General features: G+C 65.5%; 20 protein-coding genes. 11 read left to right on the top strand and 9 right to left on the bottom strand.

What is annotated here, in order from left to right; all coding sequences use genetic code 11:
• Positions 1–250 precede the first annotated feature (250 nt).
• The 7 genes from FRZ40_RS02080 (at position 251) to FRZ40_RS02050 (ending at position 10,664) form a co-directional block, all read left to right on the top strand.
• Positions 251–1,153: a TetR/AcrR family transcriptional regulator gene (locus FRZ40_RS02080; protein WP_147233141.1), complete on the top strand. Its 903-nt coding sequence runs from the start codon at positions 251–253 to the stop codon at positions 1,151–1,153.
• A gap of 198 nt (positions 1,154–1,351) precedes the next feature.
• Positions 1,352–3,850 carry an acyl-CoA dehydrogenase gene (locus tag FRZ40_RS02075; protein ID WP_147233140.1) on the top strand — a complete coding sequence of 833 codons (2,499 nt, stop codon included), beginning with the start codon at positions 1,352–1,354 and terminating at the stop codon, positions 3,848–3,850.
• Positions 3,851–3,992: 142 nt separating this feature from the next.
• A complete protein-coding gene (locus tag FRZ40_RS02070) occupies positions 3,993–5,408 on the top strand; it encodes a 3-oxoacyl-ACP reductase (protein WP_147233139.1) in 1,416 nt (471 codons plus the stop codon).
• A gap of 4 nt (positions 5,409–5,412) precedes the next feature.
• Entirely contained in the window at positions 5,413–6,330 is a 918-nt protein-coding gene (locus tag FRZ40_RS02065) for a MaoC/PaaZ C-terminal domain-containing protein (RefSeq protein ID WP_147233138.1), read from the top strand.
• A 138-nt stretch (positions 6,331–6,468) separates the two neighbouring features.
• A complete protein-coding gene (locus tag FRZ40_RS02060; protein ID WP_147233137.1) occupies positions 6,469–7,803 on the top strand; it encodes an acetyl-CoA C-acetyltransferase in 1,335 nt (444 codons plus the stop codon).
• A 77-nt stretch (positions 7,804–7,880) separates the two neighbouring features.
• Positions 7,881–9,671 (top strand): AMP-binding protein, encoded by a 1,791-nt coding sequence (locus tag FRZ40_RS02055; protein WP_147233136.1) that lies wholly within the window; start codon positions 7,881–7,883, stop codon positions 9,669–9,671.
• Between the two features lie 63 nt (positions 9,672–9,734).
• A complete protein-coding gene (locus FRZ40_RS02050; protein ID WP_147233135.1) occupies positions 9,735–10,664 on the top strand; it encodes a DUF1571 domain-containing protein in 930 nt (309 codons plus the stop codon).
• Here the strand turns inward: FRZ40_RS02050 and FRZ40_RS02045 are convergent, their stop codons facing one another.
• The 6 genes from FRZ40_RS02045 to FRZ40_RS44290 form a co-directional block, all read right to left on the bottom strand.
• Positions 10,665–11,057 carry a hypothetical protein gene (locus FRZ40_RS02045; RefSeq protein WP_147233134.1) on the bottom strand — a complete coding sequence of 131 codons (393 nt, stop codon included), beginning with the start codon at positions 11,055–11,057 and terminating at the stop codon, positions 10,665–10,667.
• 39 nt (positions 11,058–11,096) lie between these two features.
• A complete protein-coding gene (locus FRZ40_RS02040) occupies positions 11,097–12,677 on the bottom strand; it encodes an FAD-binding oxidoreductase (protein WP_028365237.1) in 1,581 nt (526 codons plus the stop codon).
• A gap of 143 nt (positions 12,678–12,820) precedes the next feature.
• Positions 12,821–13,195 carry a hypothetical protein gene (locus tag FRZ40_RS02035; protein ID WP_338048052.1) on the bottom strand — a complete coding sequence of 125 codons (375 nt, stop codon included), beginning with the start codon at positions 13,193–13,195 and terminating at the stop codon, positions 12,821–12,823.
• A gap of 237 nt (positions 13,196–13,432) precedes the next feature.
• On the bottom strand, positions 13,433–14,227 hold the full coding sequence (locus tag FRZ40_RS02030; protein WP_028365239.1) for an anti-sigma factor family protein: 795 nt from the start codon (positions 14,225–14,227) through the stop codon (positions 13,433–13,435).
• A 32-nt stretch (positions 14,228–14,259) separates the two neighbouring features.
• Positions 14,260–14,778 carry a sigma-70 family RNA polymerase sigma factor gene (locus FRZ40_RS02025; RefSeq protein ID WP_028365240.1) on the bottom strand — a complete coding sequence of 173 codons (519 nt, stop codon included), beginning with the start codon at positions 14,776–14,778 and terminating at the stop codon, positions 14,260–14,262.
• 33 nt (positions 14,779–14,811) lie between these two features.
• Positions 14,812–14,964, bottom strand: a complete 153-nt coding sequence (locus tag FRZ40_RS44290) for a hypothetical protein (RefSeq protein WP_167528636.1) — start codon at positions 14,962–14,964, stop codon at positions 14,812–14,814.
• Positions 14,965–15,483: 519 nt separating this feature from the next.
• Between FRZ40_RS44290 and hfq the strand changes: the two genes are divergently transcribed.
• Positions 15,484–15,930, top strand: coding sequence for an RNA chaperone Hfq (gene hfq, locus FRZ40_RS02020; protein ID WP_028365242.1), 447 nt, complete (start codon positions 15,484–15,486; stop codon positions 15,928–15,930).
• A 78-nt stretch (positions 15,931–16,008) separates the two neighbouring features.
• Here hfq and FRZ40_RS02015 read toward each other — a convergent pair whose 3' ends face one another.
• Positions 16,009–16,236, bottom strand: coding sequence for a hypothetical protein (locus FRZ40_RS02015; RefSeq protein WP_028365243.1), 228 nt, complete (start codon positions 16,234–16,236; stop codon positions 16,009–16,011).
• A gap of 270 nt (positions 16,237–16,506) precedes the next feature.
• Between FRZ40_RS02015 and FRZ40_RS44285 the strand changes: the two genes are divergently transcribed.
• Positions 16,507–16,677 carry a hypothetical protein gene (locus FRZ40_RS44285; RefSeq protein ID WP_167528635.1) on the top strand — a complete coding sequence of 57 codons (171 nt, stop codon included), beginning with the start codon at positions 16,507–16,509 and terminating at the stop codon, positions 16,675–16,677.
• 204 nt (positions 16,678–16,881) lie between these two features.
• Here the strand turns inward: FRZ40_RS44285 and FRZ40_RS02010 are convergent, their stop codons facing one another.
• Positions 16,882–17,595 (bottom strand): DUF2968 domain-containing protein, encoded by a 714-nt coding sequence (locus FRZ40_RS02010; protein ID WP_028365244.1) that lies wholly within the window; start codon positions 17,593–17,595, stop codon positions 16,882–16,884.
• A gap of 338 nt (positions 17,596–17,933) precedes the next feature.
• Here FRZ40_RS02010 and FRZ40_RS02005 point away from each other — a divergent pair, with 338 nt between their 5' ends.
• The gene (locus FRZ40_RS02005; RefSeq protein WP_028365245.1) at positions 17,934–18,419 is read left to right on the top strand and encodes a DUF2147 domain-containing protein; all 486 of its coding nucleotides are present in this window, start codon (positions 17,934–17,936) and stop codon (positions 18,417–18,419) included.
• 123 nt (positions 18,420–18,542) lie between these two features.
• Here the strand turns inward: FRZ40_RS02005 and FRZ40_RS02000 are convergent, their stop codons facing one another.
• On the bottom strand, positions 18,543–18,749 hold the full coding sequence (locus tag FRZ40_RS02000; protein ID WP_147233133.1) for a hypothetical protein: 207 nt from the start codon (positions 18,747–18,749) through the stop codon (positions 18,543–18,545).
• A 150-nt stretch (positions 18,750–18,899) separates the two neighbouring features.
• Here FRZ40_RS02000 and FRZ40_RS01995 point away from each other — a divergent pair, with 150 nt between their 5' ends.
• On the top strand, positions 18,900–19,931 hold the full coding sequence (locus FRZ40_RS01995; protein WP_147233132.1) for a site-specific integrase: 1,032 nt from the start codon (positions 18,900–18,902) through the stop codon (positions 19,929–19,931).
• Positions 19,932–19,936: the final 5 nt, after the last annotated feature.

The raw sequence follows: 19,936 nt of genomic DNA, 5'->3' as shown, positions 1-19,936 counted from the left end.
CCATGCACATCGAAGGCGGCCGCTCCGATTCGTTTCGGAGCGGCCTTTTTTGTCCGCGCCGCCGGCGAGTGAGCACACTGCGGCCAGACGCTTTTAGAGGAATCTGTCGACACTCCCCTCTTGCCCGATCACGCGCGCCATTCTTATCCTGAAAAAGAACGCACGTTTCAAATTCCGATTTGAATCGATTGTTTGCAGGAGCCCAAAGTCCCGCCACGAATGCGCGGCTGAGGCTCGACAGGGAGACAACATGACAACTCGCACGACGAGCCGCCACGCCGGCGACACGAAATCGCGCATCCTCGATGCCGCCGAGACGCTCTTCATCGAACACGGTTACGAAGCGATGTCGCTGCGGCAGATCACCTCGAAGGCCGAGGTCAATCTGGCCGCCGTCAACTATCACTTCGGCAGCAAGGAATCGCTGATGCACGCGATGCTGTCGCGCCGTCTCGATCTGCTGAACCAGGAACGCCTGAAGCTGCTCGACCATTTCGACTCGCTGCTCGGCCCGCGTCTGACCTGCGAGCACGTGCTCGGCGCGATGTTCATTCCGGCGCTGCGCGTGTCGCGCGATACGCGGATCGGCGGCAAGGCGTTTCTGCGGCTGCTCGGCCGTGCGTACACGGACCCTTCGCCGTTCATCCGCGACTTCCTGGGCGCGCACTATGCGTCCGTCGCCGTGCGCTTCTTCGACGCGTTCCAGCGGGCGCTGCCGCATCTGCCGCGCGAGGAACTCGGCTGGCGGCTGCATTTCGCGATCGGCGCGCTCTCGGGCGTGCTGGCGGGCGCCGACACGGAGAGCCTCATCAGCGAGTTTTCGCAAGGCAGGTCGATGAACGACCTGCAGCTGATCGCGCGGCTCGCGTCGCTGATCGTGTCGGCGCTGAAGGCGCCGCTGCCCGACGCGAGCCAGCTGGCCGTGTTCGCCTCCGTGCTCGGCGACGCGGGCAGCGCCGATATCGCATGCGATGCCGTGCGGCAGGCGCAGGCGGATCAAACCGCTTGCGACGCTGCGCCGCCCGCCGGCACGCCCGAGCCGCCATCGACGGCACGCACGCCGCAGACCTCGCAGAATGCCGCTGACCGCACTGACACGGAACCACAAGCCGACACGCGCGACGACGGCCCGCGCTACGCGGCGCATCGCTGACGACGCCGCCACGGCTACCCGCCCGCATTAGACGCGCCGCTCGGTGCCGCGGGCACAGCGGCTGCGGCGAATATCGGCGACATTGGCGAATAACGGGCGAATAACGGCGGACGCCGCTCGCCGCGCCGCACGGGATCAGGACAACTCGAAGACATCGCGAGCCCGCGCTCGCCCTGCGAAATCGAAAGGAGGATTGCCATGACGTGGTTCATCGTTGCGCTGATCGTCGTTGCCGGGGCGCTCGTCCATGTCCAGGCGCGCGCCGCGTGGTGGCTCGCGTTCCTCGCCGCGTGGGTCGCGGCCGCCTTTCTGACCCGCGCGGCCGGGGCGACGGCATCGGTCGTGCTGGCCGTCGTGCTCGTGCTGCCCGCTCTCGTGCTGACGATCAGGCCGGTGCGCCGCGCGCTGCTGAGCCGCCCCATGCTCGAACTGTTCCGCAAGATCCTGCCCGACATGTCGCCGACCGAGCGCGATGCAATCGAAGCGGGCACCGTCTGGTGGGATGCCGCGCTCTTCTCCGGGCGTCCGCATTGGGACACGCTGCTCGGCTACGGCCCGGCGAAGCTCACGGACGAAGAACAGGCCTTCCTCGACAACGAATGCGAAGCGCTCTGCGATCTCGCCAACGACTGGGAGACGACAGCCATCTGGCAGGATCTGTCGCCGCAAGCGTGGCAGTTCGTCAAGGACAAGGGCTTTCTCGGCATGATCATTCCGAAGCAGTACGGCGGCAAGGCGTTCTCCGCGTACGCGCATTCGCAGGTCATCATGAAGCTCGCGACGCGCTGCTCGGCGGCCGCCGTCTCCGTGATGGTGCCGAACTCGCTCGGCCCTGCCGAACTGCTTTTGCACTACGGCACCGAGACGCAGAAGAACCACTACTTGCCGCGTCTCGCGCGCGGCGACGACATCCCCTGCTTCGCGCTCACGAGTCCTTACGCGGGTTCCGACGCCGCGTCGATTCCCGACATCGGCATCGCCTGCAAGAGCACCTTCGAAGGCCGCGAAACGCTCGGCTTCCGCGTAACGTGGAGCAAGCGCTACATCACGCTCGGGCCGATCGCGACGGTGCTCGGCCTCGCCTTTCGCGCGCTCGACCCCGACCACCTGCTCGGCGGCGACGACGAGCCCGGCATCACCTGCGCGCTGATCCCGACGCGCCATCCCGGCGTCAACATCGGCCGCCGTCACTGGCCGCTGAACGCCGTGTTCCAGAACGGACCGAACTCCGGCAACGACGTCTTCATTCCGCTCGACTGGGTGATCGGCGGCCGCGAGCAGGTCGGCAACGGCTGGCGCATGCTGATGGAATGTCTCGCGGCGGGCCGCGCGATCTCGCTGCCGTCGTCGAACGTGGGCATGTCGAAGATCGCGGTGCGCGGCGTCGGCGCCTACGCGGCCGTGCGGCGCCAGTTCCGCACGGCGATCGGCAAGTTCGAGGGCGTGCAGGAAGCGCTCGGACGCATGGGCGGCAACCTCTACGTGATGGATGCGGCGCGCCGCCTGTCCGCGCAGGCCGTCGATCTCGGCGAAAAACCGTCGGTGATTTCGGCGATCTCGAAGTACCACATCACCGAGCGCAATCGCGAAGTGATCGACGACGGCATGGACGTCGTCGCGGGCAAAGGGATCTGCATGGGGCCGTCGAATTTCCTCGCACGCGCCTATCAACAGGTGCCCATCTCGATCACCGTCGAAGGCGCGAACATCCTCACGCGCTGCCTGATCATCTTCGGTCAGGGCGCGATCCGTTGCCATCCGTACGTGCTGAAGGAAATGGCCGCCGCGCGCGAGCCGGACCGCGCGAAAGCGCTGCGCGATTTCGACGCGGCGTTCTTCGGCCATATGAGCTTCACGCTGTCGAACGCGATGCGCAGTTTCGTGCACGGCGTGACGGGCGGCCTGCTGATCGCGAAGCCGCGGCACGCGCACCCGCCGCTCGCGCGCTACTACCGCGCGGCGACGCGCCTCTCGACCGCGTTCGCGCTGCTCGCCGACGTATCGATGCTCGTGCTCGGCGCCGATCTGAAGCGCCGCGAGCGCATCTCGGGACGGCTCGGCGACGTGCTGTCGCAGCTGTATCTGATCTCCGCGACGCTCAAGCGCTTCGAAGACGAAGGCCGCCACGCAAGCGACCTGCCGCTCGTGCAATGGGGCGTGGAAGACGCGCTGTATCGCGCGCAGACGGCGCTCGACGGCGTGTTGCGCAACTATCCGGATCGCCTCGCCGCGGGTCTCGTGCGCGGGCTGGCGTTCCCGTTCGGCTTGCCGCATCGCGCGCCGCCCGATGCGCTCGGCAGCGCGATCGCCGAGCTGATGCAGACGCCGGGCGATACCCGCGACCGCCTGCTCGCGGATTCGTATGTGCCGCACGTCGGCGTCGACCCGATCGGCTATGGCGAACTCGCCTTCGAACTGACGCCGCGCGTCGCGCAGATCGAGAAGCGCCTGCGCGAAGCCGTCAAGGCCGGCCGGATCGAGCCGGTTCCGCAAAGCCTCGCCGATCTGGCCGAATGGAACGAAGCGGCGCAACAGCGCGGCCTGATCGACGAAGACGAGCGCAAGGTGCTCGACGCTTACGCGCGCTACGGTGCCGAGGTCGTGAAGGTCGACGACTTCCCCGCCGATTTCGGCCTGCTCGCCGACCTGCAGCGGCGCAAGGAGGCGCTCGACAAGGCGATGGAACTCGCGGCGTGACGGCCCGGCTCACGCACCGGGACCGCATGGCGAGCTGCATGGCGACCCTCGATTGGCCCGAATGGCGGCATGGACGTAACTTGCGGCAAGTCACACGCTCCGTGCACACTGACGTCATGCGTCCGGCCGGGAGCCAATAAGAATGAACGATTCCTACCTGAACTTCGTCAATTCGCCGCTGGGCGCACGGGTCGCGCGCTCGCTCGGTTTGCCGAAGCCCGAGGTGTTGCGCCGCTACCGCGCCGATGCGCCCGAATTCGACGGCATCGTCGCCGTCGGCGCGGGGCCGTCGCCGCAATTGCTGGACGCCCTCGCCGACGTCGTCGCGCATATCGGCATGACGAGCGTCGCGCATCCGGGCGCGGGCCTGTGGGTGCCGCTCGCCAACCGCCACGGCCTGATGACGGGCCGCTTCGAACCCGCCGCGCCCGCAGGCGGATCGCAGGCGCGCGTGCGGGCGCTCGTGTTCGACGCGAGCGGCATCGACAGCAGCGCGCAGCTCGACTCGCTCTACACGTTCTTTCACGACGCGCTGCGCTCGCTCGACCAGTCCGGCCGGATCATCGTGCTCGGCCGACCGCCCGAGTCGCGCGCGACGCCCCGCGCCTGGACGGCGCAGCGCGCGCTCGAGGGCGTGACCCGTTCGCTCGGCAAGGAAGCGCGGCGCGGCATCGCGGCCAATCTGATCTATGTGGCGCAAGGCGCGGAATCCGCCGTCGAGGCGACGCTGCGCTTTTTCCTGTCGCCGCGCTCGGCCTACGTGTCGGGCCAGACCGTGCGGATCGGCACGGCGCCCGCCACGCTGCCCGCCGACTTCGACTGGACGCAGCCGCTCGCGGGCCAGCGCGCCGTCGTGACGGGCGCGGCGCGCGGCATCGGCGCGGCGATCGCAAACGTGCTCGCGGCGCAAGGCGCGCATGTGATCGGCATCGACATTCCGTCCGCCACGGCCGCGCTCGATGCCGCGATGCGCCAGATCGGCGGCACGGCGCTCGCGTTCGACATCGCCGCGCCCGAGACGCCTGCGCAGATCGCGGCCGCGCTCGACGAGCTGGGCGTCGACGTGTTCGTGCACAACGCGGGCATCACGAAGGACAAGACCATCGCGAAGATGAGCGCGGCTGCGTGGCGCGATGTGATCGATATCAACCTGTCCGCGCAGGAGCGTATCGACGACGCCCTGCTCGAAGCAGGCACGCTGCGCAACGGCGGACGCATCGTCTGCGTGTCGTCGATCAGCGGCATCGCGGGCAATCTCGGCCAGACCAACTACGCGGCGTCGAAGGCGGGCGTGATCGGGCGCGTGCAGAGCATGGCGCCGTTTCTCGCGCAGCGAGGCATCACGATCAACGCGGTCGCGCCCGGCTTCATCGAAACGCAGATGACGGCGAAGATGCCGCTCGCGTTGCGCGAAGCCGGCCGCCGGATGAATTCGATGAGCCAGGGCGGCCAGCCCGCCGACGTCGCGCAGGCCATCGCGTGGCTCGCGCATCCGGGCTCGGCGGGCGTCACGGGCCAGCTCGTGCGCGTGTGCGGACAAAGCCTGATAGGAGCGTGAGTTCATGGCGTTCTACGACTCCAGCTCGATGTTCGGCGCGCCGCGCCCGAAAACGGTCGTGCTGCCGGAGCTGCCGAAGCCCGCAAAGCTCTATGCGCGCGCGCTGTCGGGCGTGATCAAGGGCTTCCAGCGCAACCGGCCGACCGATCTGCCCGCGCTGCGGCTCGTGCGCCCCGCCGTGTCGCTCGACTCCGTTGCCATCGAACGCTATGCGCGCGTGTGCGGCTTCTTCCCCGAGCAGGGCATTCCGTTCACGTTTCCGCATCTGCTCGCGTTTCCGTTGCATCTGCTGTTGCTGACCGATCCGGCGTTTCCTTGGCCCGCACCCGGCATCGTCCATCTGGCGAACAGCGTGCACATGCGCCGGCCGATTTCGTTCGACGACACGTTGCGTGTCGAAGTCGAGTTCGGCGCGCGGCTGCGCCACGACAAGGGCCAGGCGTTCGTGCTGCAGACGCGCGTCTATCGGCGCGGCGAGGCCGTGTGGGACGGCGACAGCGTGTATCTGAAGCGCGGCGTGACGGCGGACGGCGATCCCCTTGCGCCGCTGGAGCCGGCGAGCGAGACGCTCGCGCGTGTGGCGCGCTGGCAGCTGGCGTCGCAACTGGGCCGAGACTACGCGAAGGCATCGGGCGATTACAACCCGATCCATCTGTCGATGCTGTCCGCGAAAGCGTTCGGCTTTCCGCGCGCGATCGCGCACGGCATGTGGACGCTCGCGCGCACGGCGGCTGCATTGCAGCCGCCCAGGCGGCTCGCCGATGCGACGCTCGCGGGCGAATTCAAGCTGCCGATGCTGCTGCCGGGCGAAGCATCGCTATGGACGGCCTCGCCCTCGCCCACTTCGCGCGAATTCGAAGTGCGCGACCCGACGGGCGGCAAGCCGCATCTGCGCGGCCGCTTCCAGTGGAACCTGCAATGACGCCGCGCGCGCTGCGCGGCACGACATGAACCGTCCACATCGAATGTGCCCCGCCTCTTTCGCTTCGAGCAGGCGCGGGGCATGGCATGCGTCACCCGACCCGTCGAACAGACGGCACACGCCTCAGGGAGCCCGTAGATGACTAACGCGTCACAGTCGCAGTCGCAAGCACACACGAACGCGCAGCCCGCCGTGCGCCGCGTCGCGATACTGGGCGGCAACCGCATTCCGTTCGCACGCTCGAACACCGCGTACGCGACGGCGTCGAACCAGGACATGCTGACTTTCACGCTGCAAGGACTGATCGACCGCTACAACCTGCATGGCGAGCGCCTCGGCGAAGTCGCGGCGGGCGCCGTCATCAAGCATTCGCGCGACTACAACCTGACGCGCGAAGCGCTGCTGTCGACCACGCTCGCGAAAGAAACGCCCGCGTATGACGTGCAGCAGGCCTGCGGCACGGGTCTCGAAGCGGCCATTCTGGTGGCGAACAAGATCGCCCTCGGACAGATCGATGCAGGCATTGCGGGCGGCGTCGATACGACTTCGGATGCGCCCATCGGCGTGAACGAAAAGCTGCGCAAGATCCTGCTCGAAGCGAATCGCGGCAAGTCGGCGGGACAGCGCGCCGGCGCGCTCGCGAAGTTGCGGCCCGGGATGTTCTTCAGGCCGCTCTTGCCGCGCAACAGCGAACCGCGCACAGGGCTGTCGATGGGCGAGCACTGCGAGCTGATGGCCAAGCGCTGGTCAATTTCGCGCGAAGCCCAGGACGTGCTCGCTTACGACAGCCATCGCAAGCTGACGCAAGCGTATGCGCGCGGCTTTCTGAACGACCTGATGACGCCGTATCGCGGCCTGTCGCGCGACAACAATCTGCGCAGCGACCTGACGCTCGACAAGCTGGCGTCGCTGAAACCCGTGTTCGACCGCGACGCGGGGACGATGACGGCGGGCAACTCGACGCCGTTGACGGACGGCGCATCGGCCGTGCTGCTCGCGAGCGAGGAATGGGCCGCCGCGCACAATCTGCCCGTGCTCGCATGGCTCACCTGGCACGAGACGGCCGCCGTCGATTTCTTCGAGAAAAAGGAAGGCCTGCTGATGGCGCCCGCGTACGCCGTGCCGCGCATGCTGAAGCGCGCAGGGCTGACCTTGCAGGACTTCGACTTCTACGAAATACACGAAGCGTTCGCGGCGCAGGTGCTGTGCACGCTCGCCGCGTGGCAGGACGACGAATACTGCCGAACGAAGCTGGGACTCGACGGCGCGCCCGGCAGCATCGATCGCGCGAAAATGAACGTGAACGGCGGCTCGCTCGCGACGGGGCATCCGTTTGCCGCGACGGGCGGGCGCATCGTCGCGGGGCTCGCGAAGCTGCTCGCGCAGCTCGACAAGCCGGCGGGCACCGCGCGCGGACTGATTTCGATCTGCGCAGCGGGCGGCCAGGGTGTCGTCGCGATTCTGGAACGGTAGAATCGCGCGCCACCGAACATTGCACGATTCATGCACACGACACAAACAACGACAATGCTGGTAGAGGGAGACGCACGATGACCGAGCCGACTACTTCGCACTCCGCGATGCCGACGCAGACCCAGACACAGACGCAGACGCAGACACCGGCGCAGCGCGCGCCAAACACGGACGGCATCTGGTACGCGTCCTACGCGCCCGATGTGCCGCGCGAGATCGACACGGCGCAGTATGCGTCCGTCGTCGCGTTCTTCGACGAATGCACGACGCGCTTTCGCGAGCGCGTCGCCTATGTGAGCGTCGGCGAAAGCCTCACGTACGGCGAACTGGCGCGCAAGGCGACGGCGTTCGCCGCGTATCTGCAAAGTATCGGCTTGAAGCCCGGCGAGCGCGTCGCGATCATGCTGCCGAACACGTTTCAGTATCCCGTCGCGCTGTTCGGCGTGCTGAAGGCGGGCGCGATCGTCGTCAACGTGAATCCGCTCTACACCGTGCGCGAACTGTCGCATCAGCTGAAGGACAGCGGTGCGCAGACCATCGTCGTGTTCGAGAACTTCGCGAAGACGGTCGAAGACTCGCTGCCCGGCACGCGCGTGCAGAACGTGATCGTGACGGGGCTCGGGGATCTGCTCAAGGACGGCCTGAACCTCAAGGGCAAGCTGATCAACTTCATCCTGCGGCACGTGAAAAAGCTCGTGCCCGCATACAACCTGCCGCAAGCCGTGCCGCTGCTCGATGCCCTCGCGACGGGCTACAGACGCACGCTCTCGCCCGTGCCGATTTCCCCCGCCGACCTCGCCTTCCTGCAATACACGGGCGGCACGACAGGCGTCGCGAAAGGCGCGATGCTCACGCACCGCAACATCGTTGCGAATCTGCTGCAGGCGAAGGTGTGGGCAGAAAGCCAGCTGACCGACGACGTCGAAACGGTGCTCACGCCGCTGCCGCTCTATCACATCTATTCGCTGACCGTGAACGCGATGATTTTCATGGGACTCGGCGGACGCAACATCCTGATCGCGAATCCGCGCGACACGAAGATGGTGATGAAGATCCTGCGTCACGAAACCTTCACGGGGATCACGGCCGTCAACACGCTCTACAACGCGTTTCTCGATAACGAGGAATTCCGCCAGCGCGACTTCTCGAAGCTCAAGCTCGCGATGGCGGGCGGCATGGCGATGCAGAAAGCGGTCGCCGACCGTTTCCGCGAGGTGACGGGCAAGCCGATCATCGAAGGCTACGGGCTGACGGAATGCTCGCCCATCGTGTCGATGAATCCCGTCGATCTGAAGCACATGCGCGAGTTCGACGGTTCGATCGGCCTGCCCGCGCCGTCGACGGCCGTGCGCTTTCGCAAGGACGACGGCAGCTGGGCGAATATCGGCGAGCCGGGCGAGCTGTGCGTGCAGGGTCCGCAGGTGATGAAAGGCTACTGGAACCGTCCCGAGGAAACCGCCAAGGTGCTCGACGACGACGGCTGGCTCGCAACGGGCGATATCGGCGTGATGGATTCGCGCGGCTATATCCGCCTGATCGACCGCAAGAAAGACATGATTCTGGTCTCCGGTTTCAATGTCTATCCGAACGAGATCGAAGACGTGATCGCGATGCATCCCGATGTGCGCGAAGTGGCCGCGATCGGCATTCCCGACGTCGCGCAGGGCGAGCGCGTGAAAGTGTTCGTCGTGCGGCGCAATCCTTCGCTCACCGAGGAGCAGGTGATCGCCCATTGCCGCAAGAATCTGACGGGTTACAAGGTGCCGAAGGTCGTCGAGTTCCGCGACGACCTTCCGCAAACGAACGTCGGCAAGATCCTGCGGCGCGAGCTGCGCGATCAGGAACTGGCGAAACAGAAAAAACCGTGACGGCTGCGCGCGACTGACGACGTCGACCGCCAGCGAAGCCGTCCGCGCTTTTGGGAGCGATGCATGCGTCACCCGAAGGTTGTGGCACGGCGCTCGCGCTGGATGCAGCTGCGTGCGGTGCAGTTCGCGTGCGCGCTGGTCGTGAGCACGGCGGCCGCGTTCGCACAAAACGAGGCGTCCGCGCCCGCCGCGCAGCGCACGCCGCTTGCGAGCGATCTCGCGTCGAAAGTCGCGGGACTGCCGCTCGAGCAGCAGGTCAAATGGCTGCGCAACGCCGCGCAAACGGGCGCGCTCGAACAGATGAACGACGCGCAACTGGTCGCGCTGTTCGAAGCGCTCGATCCGGTGACGGTGCCGCGCTATATCGAGGAAGGGCCGAACGGCTATCCATCCTACGAGTTCACGATGCTGCGCCAGGAGCGCATTCGCGGTATCTGGCCGCGCCGGCCCGACCGCATGCTGGTGCGGCTCACGCGCGAGCCGCTGCGCATCTACGCCCGCTGGCTGCCCGACGGTCCGCACAAAGGCCAGGAAATCATCTACGACGAATCGAAGCGCGCCGACCAGATGTACGGTCATCTTGGCGGCATCTTCAACATCCTGCCGCTGTGGACGTCGGTCAACGGCACGCTGGCGCGCTCGCAGTCGAACCATCGGGTGCGCGATCTCGGCACCGAGTTCATCGCGCAGCAGTTTCTCGACGAAGGGAAGAAGTTCGCCAACGCGGGCATCACGCACCCGGCGCAGATCGACGTGAGAACCGTCGACGGCGTGCGCGTCGTCGCGTTCACCTACGAAGCGCCGACGGGCCAGCCCGAGTACTACGCGAAGAAGGAAGTGCTCGGACTCGACTTGCGGCATCCGTATTTCCGGACGGCCGAATCGTACGGGAACGACGGTCGGATTTTCGAGCGCATCGTGTTCCTCACGATCGAGCCGAAAACCTTCGACGACATGGCGTTCGATCCGAAGAACCCCGAGTACAAGTTCTGATCAGACCGTGAGCGCGAACGCGACGGATCCGTTTTGCGGCAGGCTGCGCGCGTGCGGCATCCGCGCAGCCGGCGCCTGCGCGAGACGGGCGAGCACGAAGAAATCGGCGGCGCGCGTGACGCCGATCAGCGTCAGACGCCCTTCTGCCCGCGCCGCGCGCGGCGCGAGCGTGCCGTACCAGAGCGCGGCGATATCGGCATGCGGCGCGGTGCCGAGGTCGATGACAGGCAAACGCATGCGTGCGGCGTGATCCGCTAACGCCGCCGATTCGCGCAGCGTGCTGTCGATCAGCACGAGATCCGCGCGCAGCCCGTCGGGTGGCAGCCACGGCACGCGCCAGGCCGCCGTCGCCGGCAGCCACGCGCCCGCTGCGATAAAAGTGCGTCGCTGCATGTCGCCTCTCGCCATGTCACGCGCTATCTAACGCGCGTTTCACGTATATCCCCGCCAGTTGCGGAACGCCTTCGGCCAGATGCCCTGCTTGCCCGGCGACAGGATGCCCGAAGGATCGAGCGCATCCTTGACCGTCTCCGACAGGCGCAGCAGCGCGCCGTCGTTGAAGTTGTAGCGCGCCGCCGCGAAATCCATGTAGACGAGATGCGAGCGGTATTCGCCGTAGCCCGCGCCGTGCGCGTCGCTCATCCACGCGCGCAGCAGATCGCCCGCCAGTTCGCTCTGGCGCGCATCGCTGCCGTCGAAAATCGCGGCCGCGATGTGATGCAGATGCCGTTCGCCCGCCGTGAAGCCGCCGTAGTAGTCGAAGCCGTATTCGTTCGCGCGCGCCTTCGCCATCGTGTACTGACGCATCGCGTCGCGGCCCGTCGCCGGACACACGGGCGAAAAATCCACATGCGCGCCACGGCCGCCGCGCCAGTCGAGCATCCGGAAGGCCGTCATCGCCGGAATGCCGGCGAGATTGCGGTCGCCGCCCGCTTCGGGTTCCGCGCTGCCGTCATAAGTCTTCGACAGCATGCGCGCGCCTGGAATGCGTCCGAACGCGCGCCGCACCAGCACCTCTTGCGCGTCGATCACTTCGCGCTCGCCATAGAGCGCGTAATGCAGATTCCAGCGGCCGATGTTCAGCTTCCCGATCATCGACGCAATCGCGCTTTCCGGCATGACGCCCGCGCCCCGGTACCACTGCGAGCGCGGCCCGATGCTCGCCGCGCGCCGCAACGCGCCTTCGATCACCGCCTGATTGCCGATCGTGCCGTTCAGGCGCAACGGCCTCAAGGTTTCGACGATCGCTTCCAGATCGTCGTCGCGCTGGAACTGGATTTCGCCCAGCAGATAGGCGCTCGGCGCCGGCATCAGCCAGACGCCCATCTTCGTCACGATGCCGTAGTTCGACTGCATGAACATGGGATCGAACGAAGGCCCATAGCCGTGCCGGAACGCCTGCCACGACGTGCCGATGTCGATGCCGCCCATGCCCGTGCGCACGACGTCGCCGTTCGCGAGCACCACTTCCATGCCGCACTGCGTCGCCGCATGGTCGCCATAGGCCGTCGTGCCGAAACCGCGCTCGAGCGTGTTGCCCACGATGCTGCCCCAGCCCGCCGCGGGCGGATCGACCCACAGCCTGTAGCCGCGCTCGCGCAGATGATGATGCAGGTCGAAGTAGCTGACGCCCGGTTCGACGAGCGCATATGCGAGCGGCTCGTCGACCGCGAGGATGCGGTTCATCCGCTGCAGGTCGAGCACCACGGAGCCAGGCAGACGCGGCGCCGCGCCGCCGTACGCGAAGTTGCGCCCCGTCGACACCGTCCATAGCGGAATACGGTACTCGTTCGCGACGCGCAGGATCGCGCGGATTTCGTCAACGCCGGCGGGCAACAGCGCCGCCGAAGGCACGAACGACGCGGCCAGCGGCCCCGGCGCGAACGGATCGGCATACGGCGCGAGGCTCGCCGGCGACGAAGCGACCTGCGTGGCGCCGACGATCGCTTCGAAGGCGGCGAGCGCGCGGTCGAAAGTTGCGGCGGAAATGTCGGGCGGCAGGATGCGTGTCAAGGCGTTTCCTCGTGTTTTAACTGCCTGAATGCGATGTCCGGGAGCGCTCGCGCAACGCGCGCCGTCACCGGCTCAATGTCGGTGCCCGCCGCCCATGCCGCCCCTGCCATTCCACATGTGCATGCCGCCCGAGCCGTGACCCATCATGCCCCCGTCCTTCCCCAATGCACGTGGTTCAGATGATGGACATGATGGAAACGGTCGACGAACACGAACGACGTGCCGACAGCCACGGCAACGGGCGGTCCCCAATACCAGGGGTCATAGTAAGGATAGGCGGGAATCGGATAGCCGACGGCGGCATCGCTGCCCTGCTCGATCTGCCACGTTCCGTCCGGCTGCAGGCACGCGAGGCCGCTGATCTGCTGCAACGTGCCGTCGATCTCCGCCTGGCCGACGACGTTGCGGCAGGTCGCCTGATTGTCGGGCGGCTCCTGCGCGGCGACGGGCGATGAAGCCAGCGCGGCGCATCCGGCGCACACGCACAGCGCCGCGCCGAGTCCAGTGAAAGTACGCATGATGTGTCCTGCCAACGGTGCGGTGTCGCGGCACCTGTGCGTGCCGTCGCCGTGAAGACGCCGTCGATTCGCCTCGCAGGACGCGCGCGGCACGATGCCGCTTCGGGTTCGCCGGCAATGGCGAAACACGCGCCTGTATCACTAGAACGTGTGTGCGCCGGACGCTATTCCTCGCGCACGGCGTGCGGCGACGTCATTGTGTTACGCGATGTTTCCTCTCGACGTCAAAGTCGGCGGCTACTGCCACGTCTCCGGACGGCCGCCGAGTTCGCCGCACACTTCAATCGCGATCGAGCGCAGCTTGGCCTCCTCGATCGGCCCCGACAGCGCGTATCCCATGTGGTCGCTGATCCAGTAGAACGTGCGGCGGTTGCCGTCGCGGAACAGCCGGAACGCGGTCTCGTCTTTCGGAATGCCCGTCACGTAGAGCGTGAGACGCGCGCCGCTCTGATTCTCGTACATGAACTGCGCGGCGGGCCCCGCTTCGCCCGGCAGCAGCCGTCCTCCGACGAGCGTGTAGCCGTATTCCTGAAGCGAGGGCACGGAAAGATGCCGGTTCAGCCGTTTCGACAGCCAGTTGATCAGATGCTCTTCTTCGGCGGCCGCGACCTCGACGGGATGGCGGCGCTCCGGCGTGTAGACGGCGTAAGCGATATCCGCGCGCCGTGCGAACGACATCACGTCGCCATTGCTTCCGCCCGTGAAGCGCGGCACCAGCGGACCGAGCACGAGCGCGAGCCCCGCGCCGACGGCGAGCCAGCACGCGGCGACGGCCACGCGCCGCCACCACGGCATGCGCGCGCGCAGCACGATGAACGGCGGCTCCTCGCGCTCGGCCGCGCCGCACAGCGTCTGCAGCGCGGCCTTCTGCGCGCGCCACGACGCGACCTGCGCGGCCGCCTGCGGGTCGTGCGCCAGATGCTCGCGCACCGCGGCACGTTCGCCCTCGGGCAGTTCGTTATCGACGAACGCCGACAGCGCGCGCAGATCGGGCGCGTTCGCAGAACCGGTAGAGTTTTCGTCGTTGTTCATTGCGCCGTTTTCACCCGTTCGTCACCTGCCCGTCAGCTGCTCTTCACCACTTTCAGCGCCGGCGACTTGTGCACAGGCCCCTCCGTCAACAGTGCCCGCATATGCTCGCGGGCGCGAGACAGCCGCGACATCACCGTGCCAATGGGCACGCCGAGCGCCACGGATGCCTCCTGATAGCTCAATTCCTCCACACAGACGAGCAGCATCACTTCGCGCTGCTCGACGGGCAGACAATAAAGCGCGCGCTGCACATCGCGCAACACCAGCCCGTCGACTTCGCCGCGCGGCGCTTCGAGATTGCGCCATGGCGCGCTTTCGTCGTCGACGGCGATTTCGCGGCGCACACGCAGCTGGTCGATATACAGGTGCCGCAGAATCGTCAGCAGCCACGCGCGCAGATTGCTGTCCGGCCGGAAGCCTTTCCAGCGCGCGAGCGCACGCTCGGCCGTATCCTGAACCAGGTCGTCCGCCCATGCGGGGTCGCCCGTCAGCGCGCGCGCATAGCGCCGCAACTGCGGGAGCCACGAAATCACTTCCGCTTCGAAGTTCACCCGGCGCAAGCCGTCATGTGAGCGCAGGCATCGTCAATAACCGCCGCCGCTGCCGTTCGTGCCGCTGCTGCTCGCGCCGCCCGATGAACTCATGTCGCCCGCCGACTGACATGCCGTCAGCGACAGCGACGCCACCCCGAGTGCGAGCACGACGAATACAGCCGATACCAGTCTGGACACTTTCATGTAAAACCCTCCTGCACGGTCCGGCGCGACGGATCGCGTGGCCATGCGTTGAACCGGCAATGCGCACATGCATGCGGCGCATGCCGCGACGCCGGTGACCAATTGCGAACAGGGAAACCATCTGCGGGAACGGGCATCGACGGCTGTCATCTCGGCCGATGTGTCCGTCCCGGGTTTCACGGCTTCGCTGCATTGCATGCGACGCCTGACGGATAAACGCTCAAGGCGCGCGATTTATTCCGCAGCGTCGTGCATGGACGGCACATATCGCTCAACTGAACAGAAAGGAACCGCCGACGCGGCCCGTCGCTCGCGCCGCATCGCGAACGTGGGGTGCCCCGCATTGCGGCGCATGATTTCGTAACTCAACGTTACACTTGGGTTTTAAAGGATGCTTCCGCGCCCACAAGTGGTTATAGTGGGCATCAACCGTTTCGGCGTTTGGGGCCCATCATGTCGGCGCAGAGCGACAACGGGTAGAATCCCGCTGAACAACCGTTTTTCTCTACACAATTGTCCATGCCTTCCGCAGAATCGCATCCGCAAAACGACTTTATGAACGCTGCGCGCAAAGAACGTAAGCGCGTCGAGATTTACCTCGTCAACGGTATCCGTCTGACAGGTTGCATCGAGTCGTTCGACCAGTATCTGGTGATGCTGCGCACGCCCGTCGGGCTGCAAGGCATTTACAAACGCGCCATTTCGACGATCCAGCTCGACACGGGTACGCGCCCGGCGCCGCGCGCGGGCCGTCCGTCGCATGGCGATCATTCCGCACGCGGACCGCATGGTTCGCGCGAACATCGCGAGCCGCGTGAACCGCGCGAGTCGTACGGCGCATCGCAGGGCTCGTCCGACCGTTCGTCTTCTTCGTCGTCGGACGGCCCCGTCGTCGTCACGCGGCGCCGACGTCTGTATGGTGCAGGCAACGGCAACGACCAGGGCAACAACGGCGGGCACGAATAAGCATTACCGCGCATTGCCGCGCATTGCCGAAATGGGCGCGCTGCCGGCGCGCCCGCTTCCGCCACACAGGCAGGCTGGTCAGCCGGGGCGCTTGGCCAGCTGCTTCAACATCCTCTCGATCCGCACGCCCTGCTGAACGGTCAGTTCGTATCCGCACTTCACTTCTAGCACCCGGCGCTGCCAGTAGCGGGCGTTCAGCAGGTGCATCATCGGTTGACGCATCGCCCACTCCAGATGCTCCAGTTCCGACTCGACAACATGTGACGCGTTCAAGCGCCGTCCGCTGCCATATCCGTTCGGTTGCATGGTCGCCCTCGTAAGCCAGCCGCGTACGGCGCTACGTGTGCGCCGCCGTCGTGTGACAACGTAATAACGAACGATCTCGCGAAAAATTCCATCGGCCTGTCTGGAACCTACAACATGCTTTCGCGATCTTCAACCTGCGCCGCAGCAGCCGTACGATTCGCGCGACAGTGGAAGTGCTTCCGTCCTATGCCATTGACCTGATCAGCCTCCTTACCGCGATTGCGCTATGCTGGGTTGCCGATCCCGTCCACTTTCGTAGCGGAGCCTGCCATGTCCACGTCGAAACAGCACACCCCGAAGACGCCCGAAGAACATTCGTCCAGCGACGAACGCCTCGATGAGGCGCTCGACGAAACTTTCCCCGCAAGCGATCCCATTGCGGTCGATCCCGATGAGGACGACGAAGACCGCGAGCAAGGCAAGCAGAAAAAGTCTCGTTGATGGGTAGAGATGGCGGGACGAGACGAATCATCGGCGCTGCCTTGCGGGCATGCGTCGAGGACGGGAGGCGAGTGGCTCACCTTACCCGTCAGATTCGAGCGAACGAAACCTCGCGTCCGCCGGCAACGCGGAAGCGACGAGGTTCGAGTCGGGTGAGGTGTTGAAACCGCACGGCCCTCGCGGGGCCACGCGGCTCACACAGCATCAGCGTGTGGACAGTCCGCTTTCGAGCTGGCGCTGCAGATCGCGCACCTGACGCTGCGTCGTGCGCAACTGCTCCTGCGACTGCGCCTTCTGCTGCGCAAGCGCAGCGGCTTCCGCGCGGGTCTGCTGCTGCATGCTGTTGACGATGGTCTGCTGCTCGTGCGCAATGTTCAGGTCGGCCTGCAGACGACTCGCGCGCTCCTGCGACAGTGCGACGAGACGATCGGTGTACGCCTTTTGCGCTTCAAGTTTCGTGCGGCGAATCTCGACGTCCGACAGTTGCGCCGTCTGACGCGCAAAGTCGCGATAGATCTGCTCGGAACGCGCTTCGTCCTGCGTCTTGATCACGCGCCAGAAGTTCTTCTGCTGGAAGAGCGCGACGTAGTACGTCATGTCCTTCGCGTAGAACATCAGGCTTGCGCCGTAACTGCCGTTGTAGGTGGTGCGAAGCTCGGCTAGGTCGTTGCCGTGAATCATCTGTTGCAGTTCCGCGACATTGCCCGTCGCCGACTGCTTCGCTTCGTCCGGAGTCAACGCAATCGTTTGGCTCGCGGCGGTGAGAGGCGCCGCGGCAGGCGTCGTCTGCGCGACGATCGCGCTCGCCGAAGCATCCGTGCCGTTAGAGGCAGAACTCTGCGCGTAGACCCCTTGAACGCCCCCGAAAACGATCATTGCCGACATCACGATGTGTCGCACTTTCGACTTCTGGTCCATGTAATTTCTGCTCGTGTCGTGTTTTAATTTTTGCAAAACCGTCTAATTATTACTCACTTTCGCGGGTTGCGGGATCCTCGCCGAAAAATAGGTACTTACGCATCTTTTCTCACCGCACGTCACGGCTGATTCGCCGCTGATCGGCCGACACGACGAGCGCCCTGAAGGTCGCAATGTTGGCGATGACATTAGAGGCTTCACTATCAAACGACGCCGACACTTTCACGTATTCTGCCCTCTCGAAATCAGCAGCACACAGGCATGGCGCCGCCTCGTAGAGCCTTCACACGGCGCCGCGCGACACGCATCGCGACGACTTTCAAACAAGGAGGAAGACAATGACATCGCTGACACAACGCGCGCGCCTCGCGTGCGGCAAGCCGTTCAAACAGGCGGTTGTTGCCGGACTGTTGCTGGCCGGGGCCGTGACGGCTTTTGCGCAGGCCGATACGCCCGTCGGCACATGGCAAACCATCGACGATCACACGGGCCAGCCCAAAGCCCTCGTGCAAATCACACAGGATGCTAACGGCTCGCTGAGCGGCAAGGTCGTCAAGGGACTCGGCGCCAACGATCAACCCGATCGCCGCTGCACGGCCTGCACGGACGCGCGTAAAGATCAGCCGATTCTCGGCATGACGATCATCAGCGAGATGAAAAAGGACGGCGACAACTGGGACGGCGGACAGATTCTCGACCCGGAAAACGGCAAGCTCTACAAGTGCAAGATGCACATCGAAGATGGCGGACAGAAGCTGGTGGTGCGCGGGTATATCGGCGTGTCGCTGCTAGGGCGTTCGCAGACGTGGGTCCGTCAGAACTGAAGCAGTCGCGCCGCGTGAACGCTTCGTCGCACGCGGCCCAGGCAGGACGCAAAAAAGCCGGTCTGGCGTTCGTTTCGCCAGACCGGCTTTTTGCTATCGCGTGCGTTCAATTCGTTCGATCCGTCATGCCGCGTTTTTAAAAGGACTGATGTAGTTGAACATCAGCGGCGTCGCGTGCGCACCGGACGGCGGCGTGTACAGCGGCGCGGCAGGCGGCGACGGATGCGCGGCATCGTTTGCGGCGGCAGGACCATTTGTCGCGTGCGTGCGCATGCGGGCTTCCATCGTGCTGCACAGCCCGTTGCCCGCCTCGCCGAACAGTTCGTCCATCACACGCTGCAGCACGCCGGCCTGATGCCACGATTTGAAGCGGCGGTGGCAGGTTTGATACGACGGGTCCCGTCAGCCTCGCCAGAGGCGGCTCGGCTGTATTTACGCGGCGTCGCTTGTTCAGTCTGGGACACTTCTGGGACACTGAACATGGCAACTATCACAAAACGAACTGACCAAGCACCACATCGCCGCTGGCAGGCCCGGGTCAGGCGCAAGGGTTTTCCGACACAGAGCAAGTCGTTTGCGACCAAGACTGAAGCCGAGCAATGGGCACGCGAGGTCGAGCAGACGTACGACAAGGGGCACGTAGTCGATTTGACGGACGCACGCGAGACGACACTAAGGGAAGTATTGCAGCGGTATCTTGACGAGGTTGTGCCTGGTCACAAGGGCGCGAAAACCGAGGGCTACCGCATCCGTCAGTTGCTCGGTATGCCGGTCGCTCAGTTCGCGCTGGCAAACATCACGCGCAGGGCGGCGGCGGATTTCCGAGACGAGCGTGTCAAGCACGTCAGCGGCTCAACGGTCACGTCGGAAATGAACGTGATAGGCCGCGCAATCGAGACCGCCCGTAGTGAATGGGGCGTGCACCTCGTCTATAACCCGTTCCATCGCGTCAGACGCCCCAAGGCCAACGCGCCACGCGACAGACGGCTGGAGGACGGCGAGGAAGTCCGGTTGCTCGCGGCATGTCGTGCCTCGCGCTGCCCTTACCTCGCGCCCGCCGTCATCATCGCCATAGAGACAGGCATGCGACAGAGCGAGATACGGGCGATGAAGTGGGAACACATCGACACTGCGCGCCGCTATGCCGCGCTACCGACGACAAAGAACGGAGAACCCCGCGTCGTGCCGCTATCCTCTCGCGCCATCGCAGCGATAGAAGAAATGAAGACCGCCCGGCAGTACAAATATCAAGGCGTGTCGCTAGAGCGCGTGGACGGTCCGTTCGCGCACATCGACGCGACCGTGATTCGTCACGCCTTCATGCGGGCAAGGGACAAAGCCGGTATGCCGGATTTACGCTTTCACGATCTGCGCCATGAAGCAACCAGCCGCCTATTCGAAAAAGGATTCAATACGATGGAGGTGTCGTCGATCACCGGGCATAAAACCATGCAGATGCTAAAGCGTTACACGCATCTGCGAGCCGAAGAACTCGCGCTACGCCTCGGATAGGTGAA

The sequence above is a fragment of the Paraburkholderia azotifigens genome (assembly GCF_007995085.1).
In the GTDB taxonomy this organism is placed as follows: Bacteria; Pseudomonadota; Gammaproteobacteria; order Burkholderiales; family Burkholderiaceae; genus Paraburkholderia; species Paraburkholderia azotifigens.
This window is presented reverse-complemented; position numbering and strand designations above follow the sequence as displayed.

Coding starts and splice junctions, on each gene's coding strand:
- FRZ40_RS44285 (WP_167528635.1), top strand. CDS start 16,507: ATGTCCACGTCGAAACAGCACACCCCGAAGACGCCCGAAGAACATTCG.
- FRZ40_RS02050 (WP_147233135.1), top strand. CDS start 9,735: ATGCGTCACCCGAAGGTTGTGGCACGGCGCTCGCGCTGGATGCAGCTG.
- FRZ40_RS02030 (WP_028365239.1), bottom strand. CDS start 14,227: ATGAACAACGACGAAAACTCTACCGGTTCTGCGAACGCGCCCGATCTG.
- FRZ40_RS02075 (WP_147233140.1), top strand. CDS start 1,352: ATGACGTGGTTCATCGTTGCGCTGATCGTCGTTGCCGGGGCGCTCGTC.
- FRZ40_RS02010 (WP_028365244.1), bottom strand. CDS start 17,595: ATGGACCAGAAGTCGAAAGTGCGACACATCGTGATGTCGGCAATGATC.
- FRZ40_RS02080 (WP_147233141.1), top strand. CDS start 251: ATGACAACTCGCACGACGAGCCGCCACGCCGGCGACACGAAATCGCGC.
- FRZ40_RS02000 (WP_147233133.1), bottom strand. CDS start 18,749: ATGGACGAACTGTTCGGCGAGGCGGGCAACGGGCTGTGCAGCACGATG.
- FRZ40_RS44290 (WP_167528636.1), bottom strand. CDS start 14,964: ATGAAAGTGTCCAGACTGGTATCGGCTGTATTCGTCGTGCTCGCACTC.
- FRZ40_RS02070 (WP_147233139.1), top strand. CDS start 3,993: ATGAACGATTCCTACCTGAACTTCGTCAATTCGCCGCTGGGCGCACGG.
- FRZ40_RS02015 (WP_028365243.1), bottom strand. CDS start 16,236: ATGCAACCGAACGGATATGGCAGCGGACGGCGCTTGAACGCGTCACAT.
- FRZ40_RS01995 (WP_147233132.1), top strand. CDS start 18,900: ATGGCAACTATCACAAAACGAACTGACCAAGCACCACATCGCCGCTGG.
- FRZ40_RS02060 (WP_147233137.1), top strand. CDS start 6,469: ATGACTAACGCGTCACAGTCGCAGTCGCAAGCACACACGAACGCGCAG.
- FRZ40_RS02065 (WP_147233138.1), top strand. CDS start 5,413: ATGGCGTTCTACGACTCCAGCTCGATGTTCGGCGCGCCGCGCCCGAAA.
- FRZ40_RS02005 (WP_028365245.1), top strand. CDS start 17,934: ATGACATCGCTGACACAACGCGCGCGCCTCGCGTGCGGCAAGCCGTTC.
- FRZ40_RS02055 (WP_147233136.1), top strand. CDS start 7,881: ATGACCGAGCCGACTACTTCGCACTCCGCGATGCCGACGCAGACCCAG.
- FRZ40_RS02035 (WP_338048052.1), bottom strand. CDS start 13,195: ATGCGTACTTTCACTGGACTCGGCGCGGCGCTGTGCGTGTGCGCCGGA.
- FRZ40_RS02045 (WP_147233134.1), bottom strand. CDS start 11,057: ATGCAGCGACGCACTTTTATCGCAGCGGGCGCGTGGCTGCCGGCGACG.
- hfq (WP_028365242.1), top strand. CDS start 15,484: ATGCCTTCCGCAGAATCGCATCCGCAAAACGACTTTATGAACGCTGCG.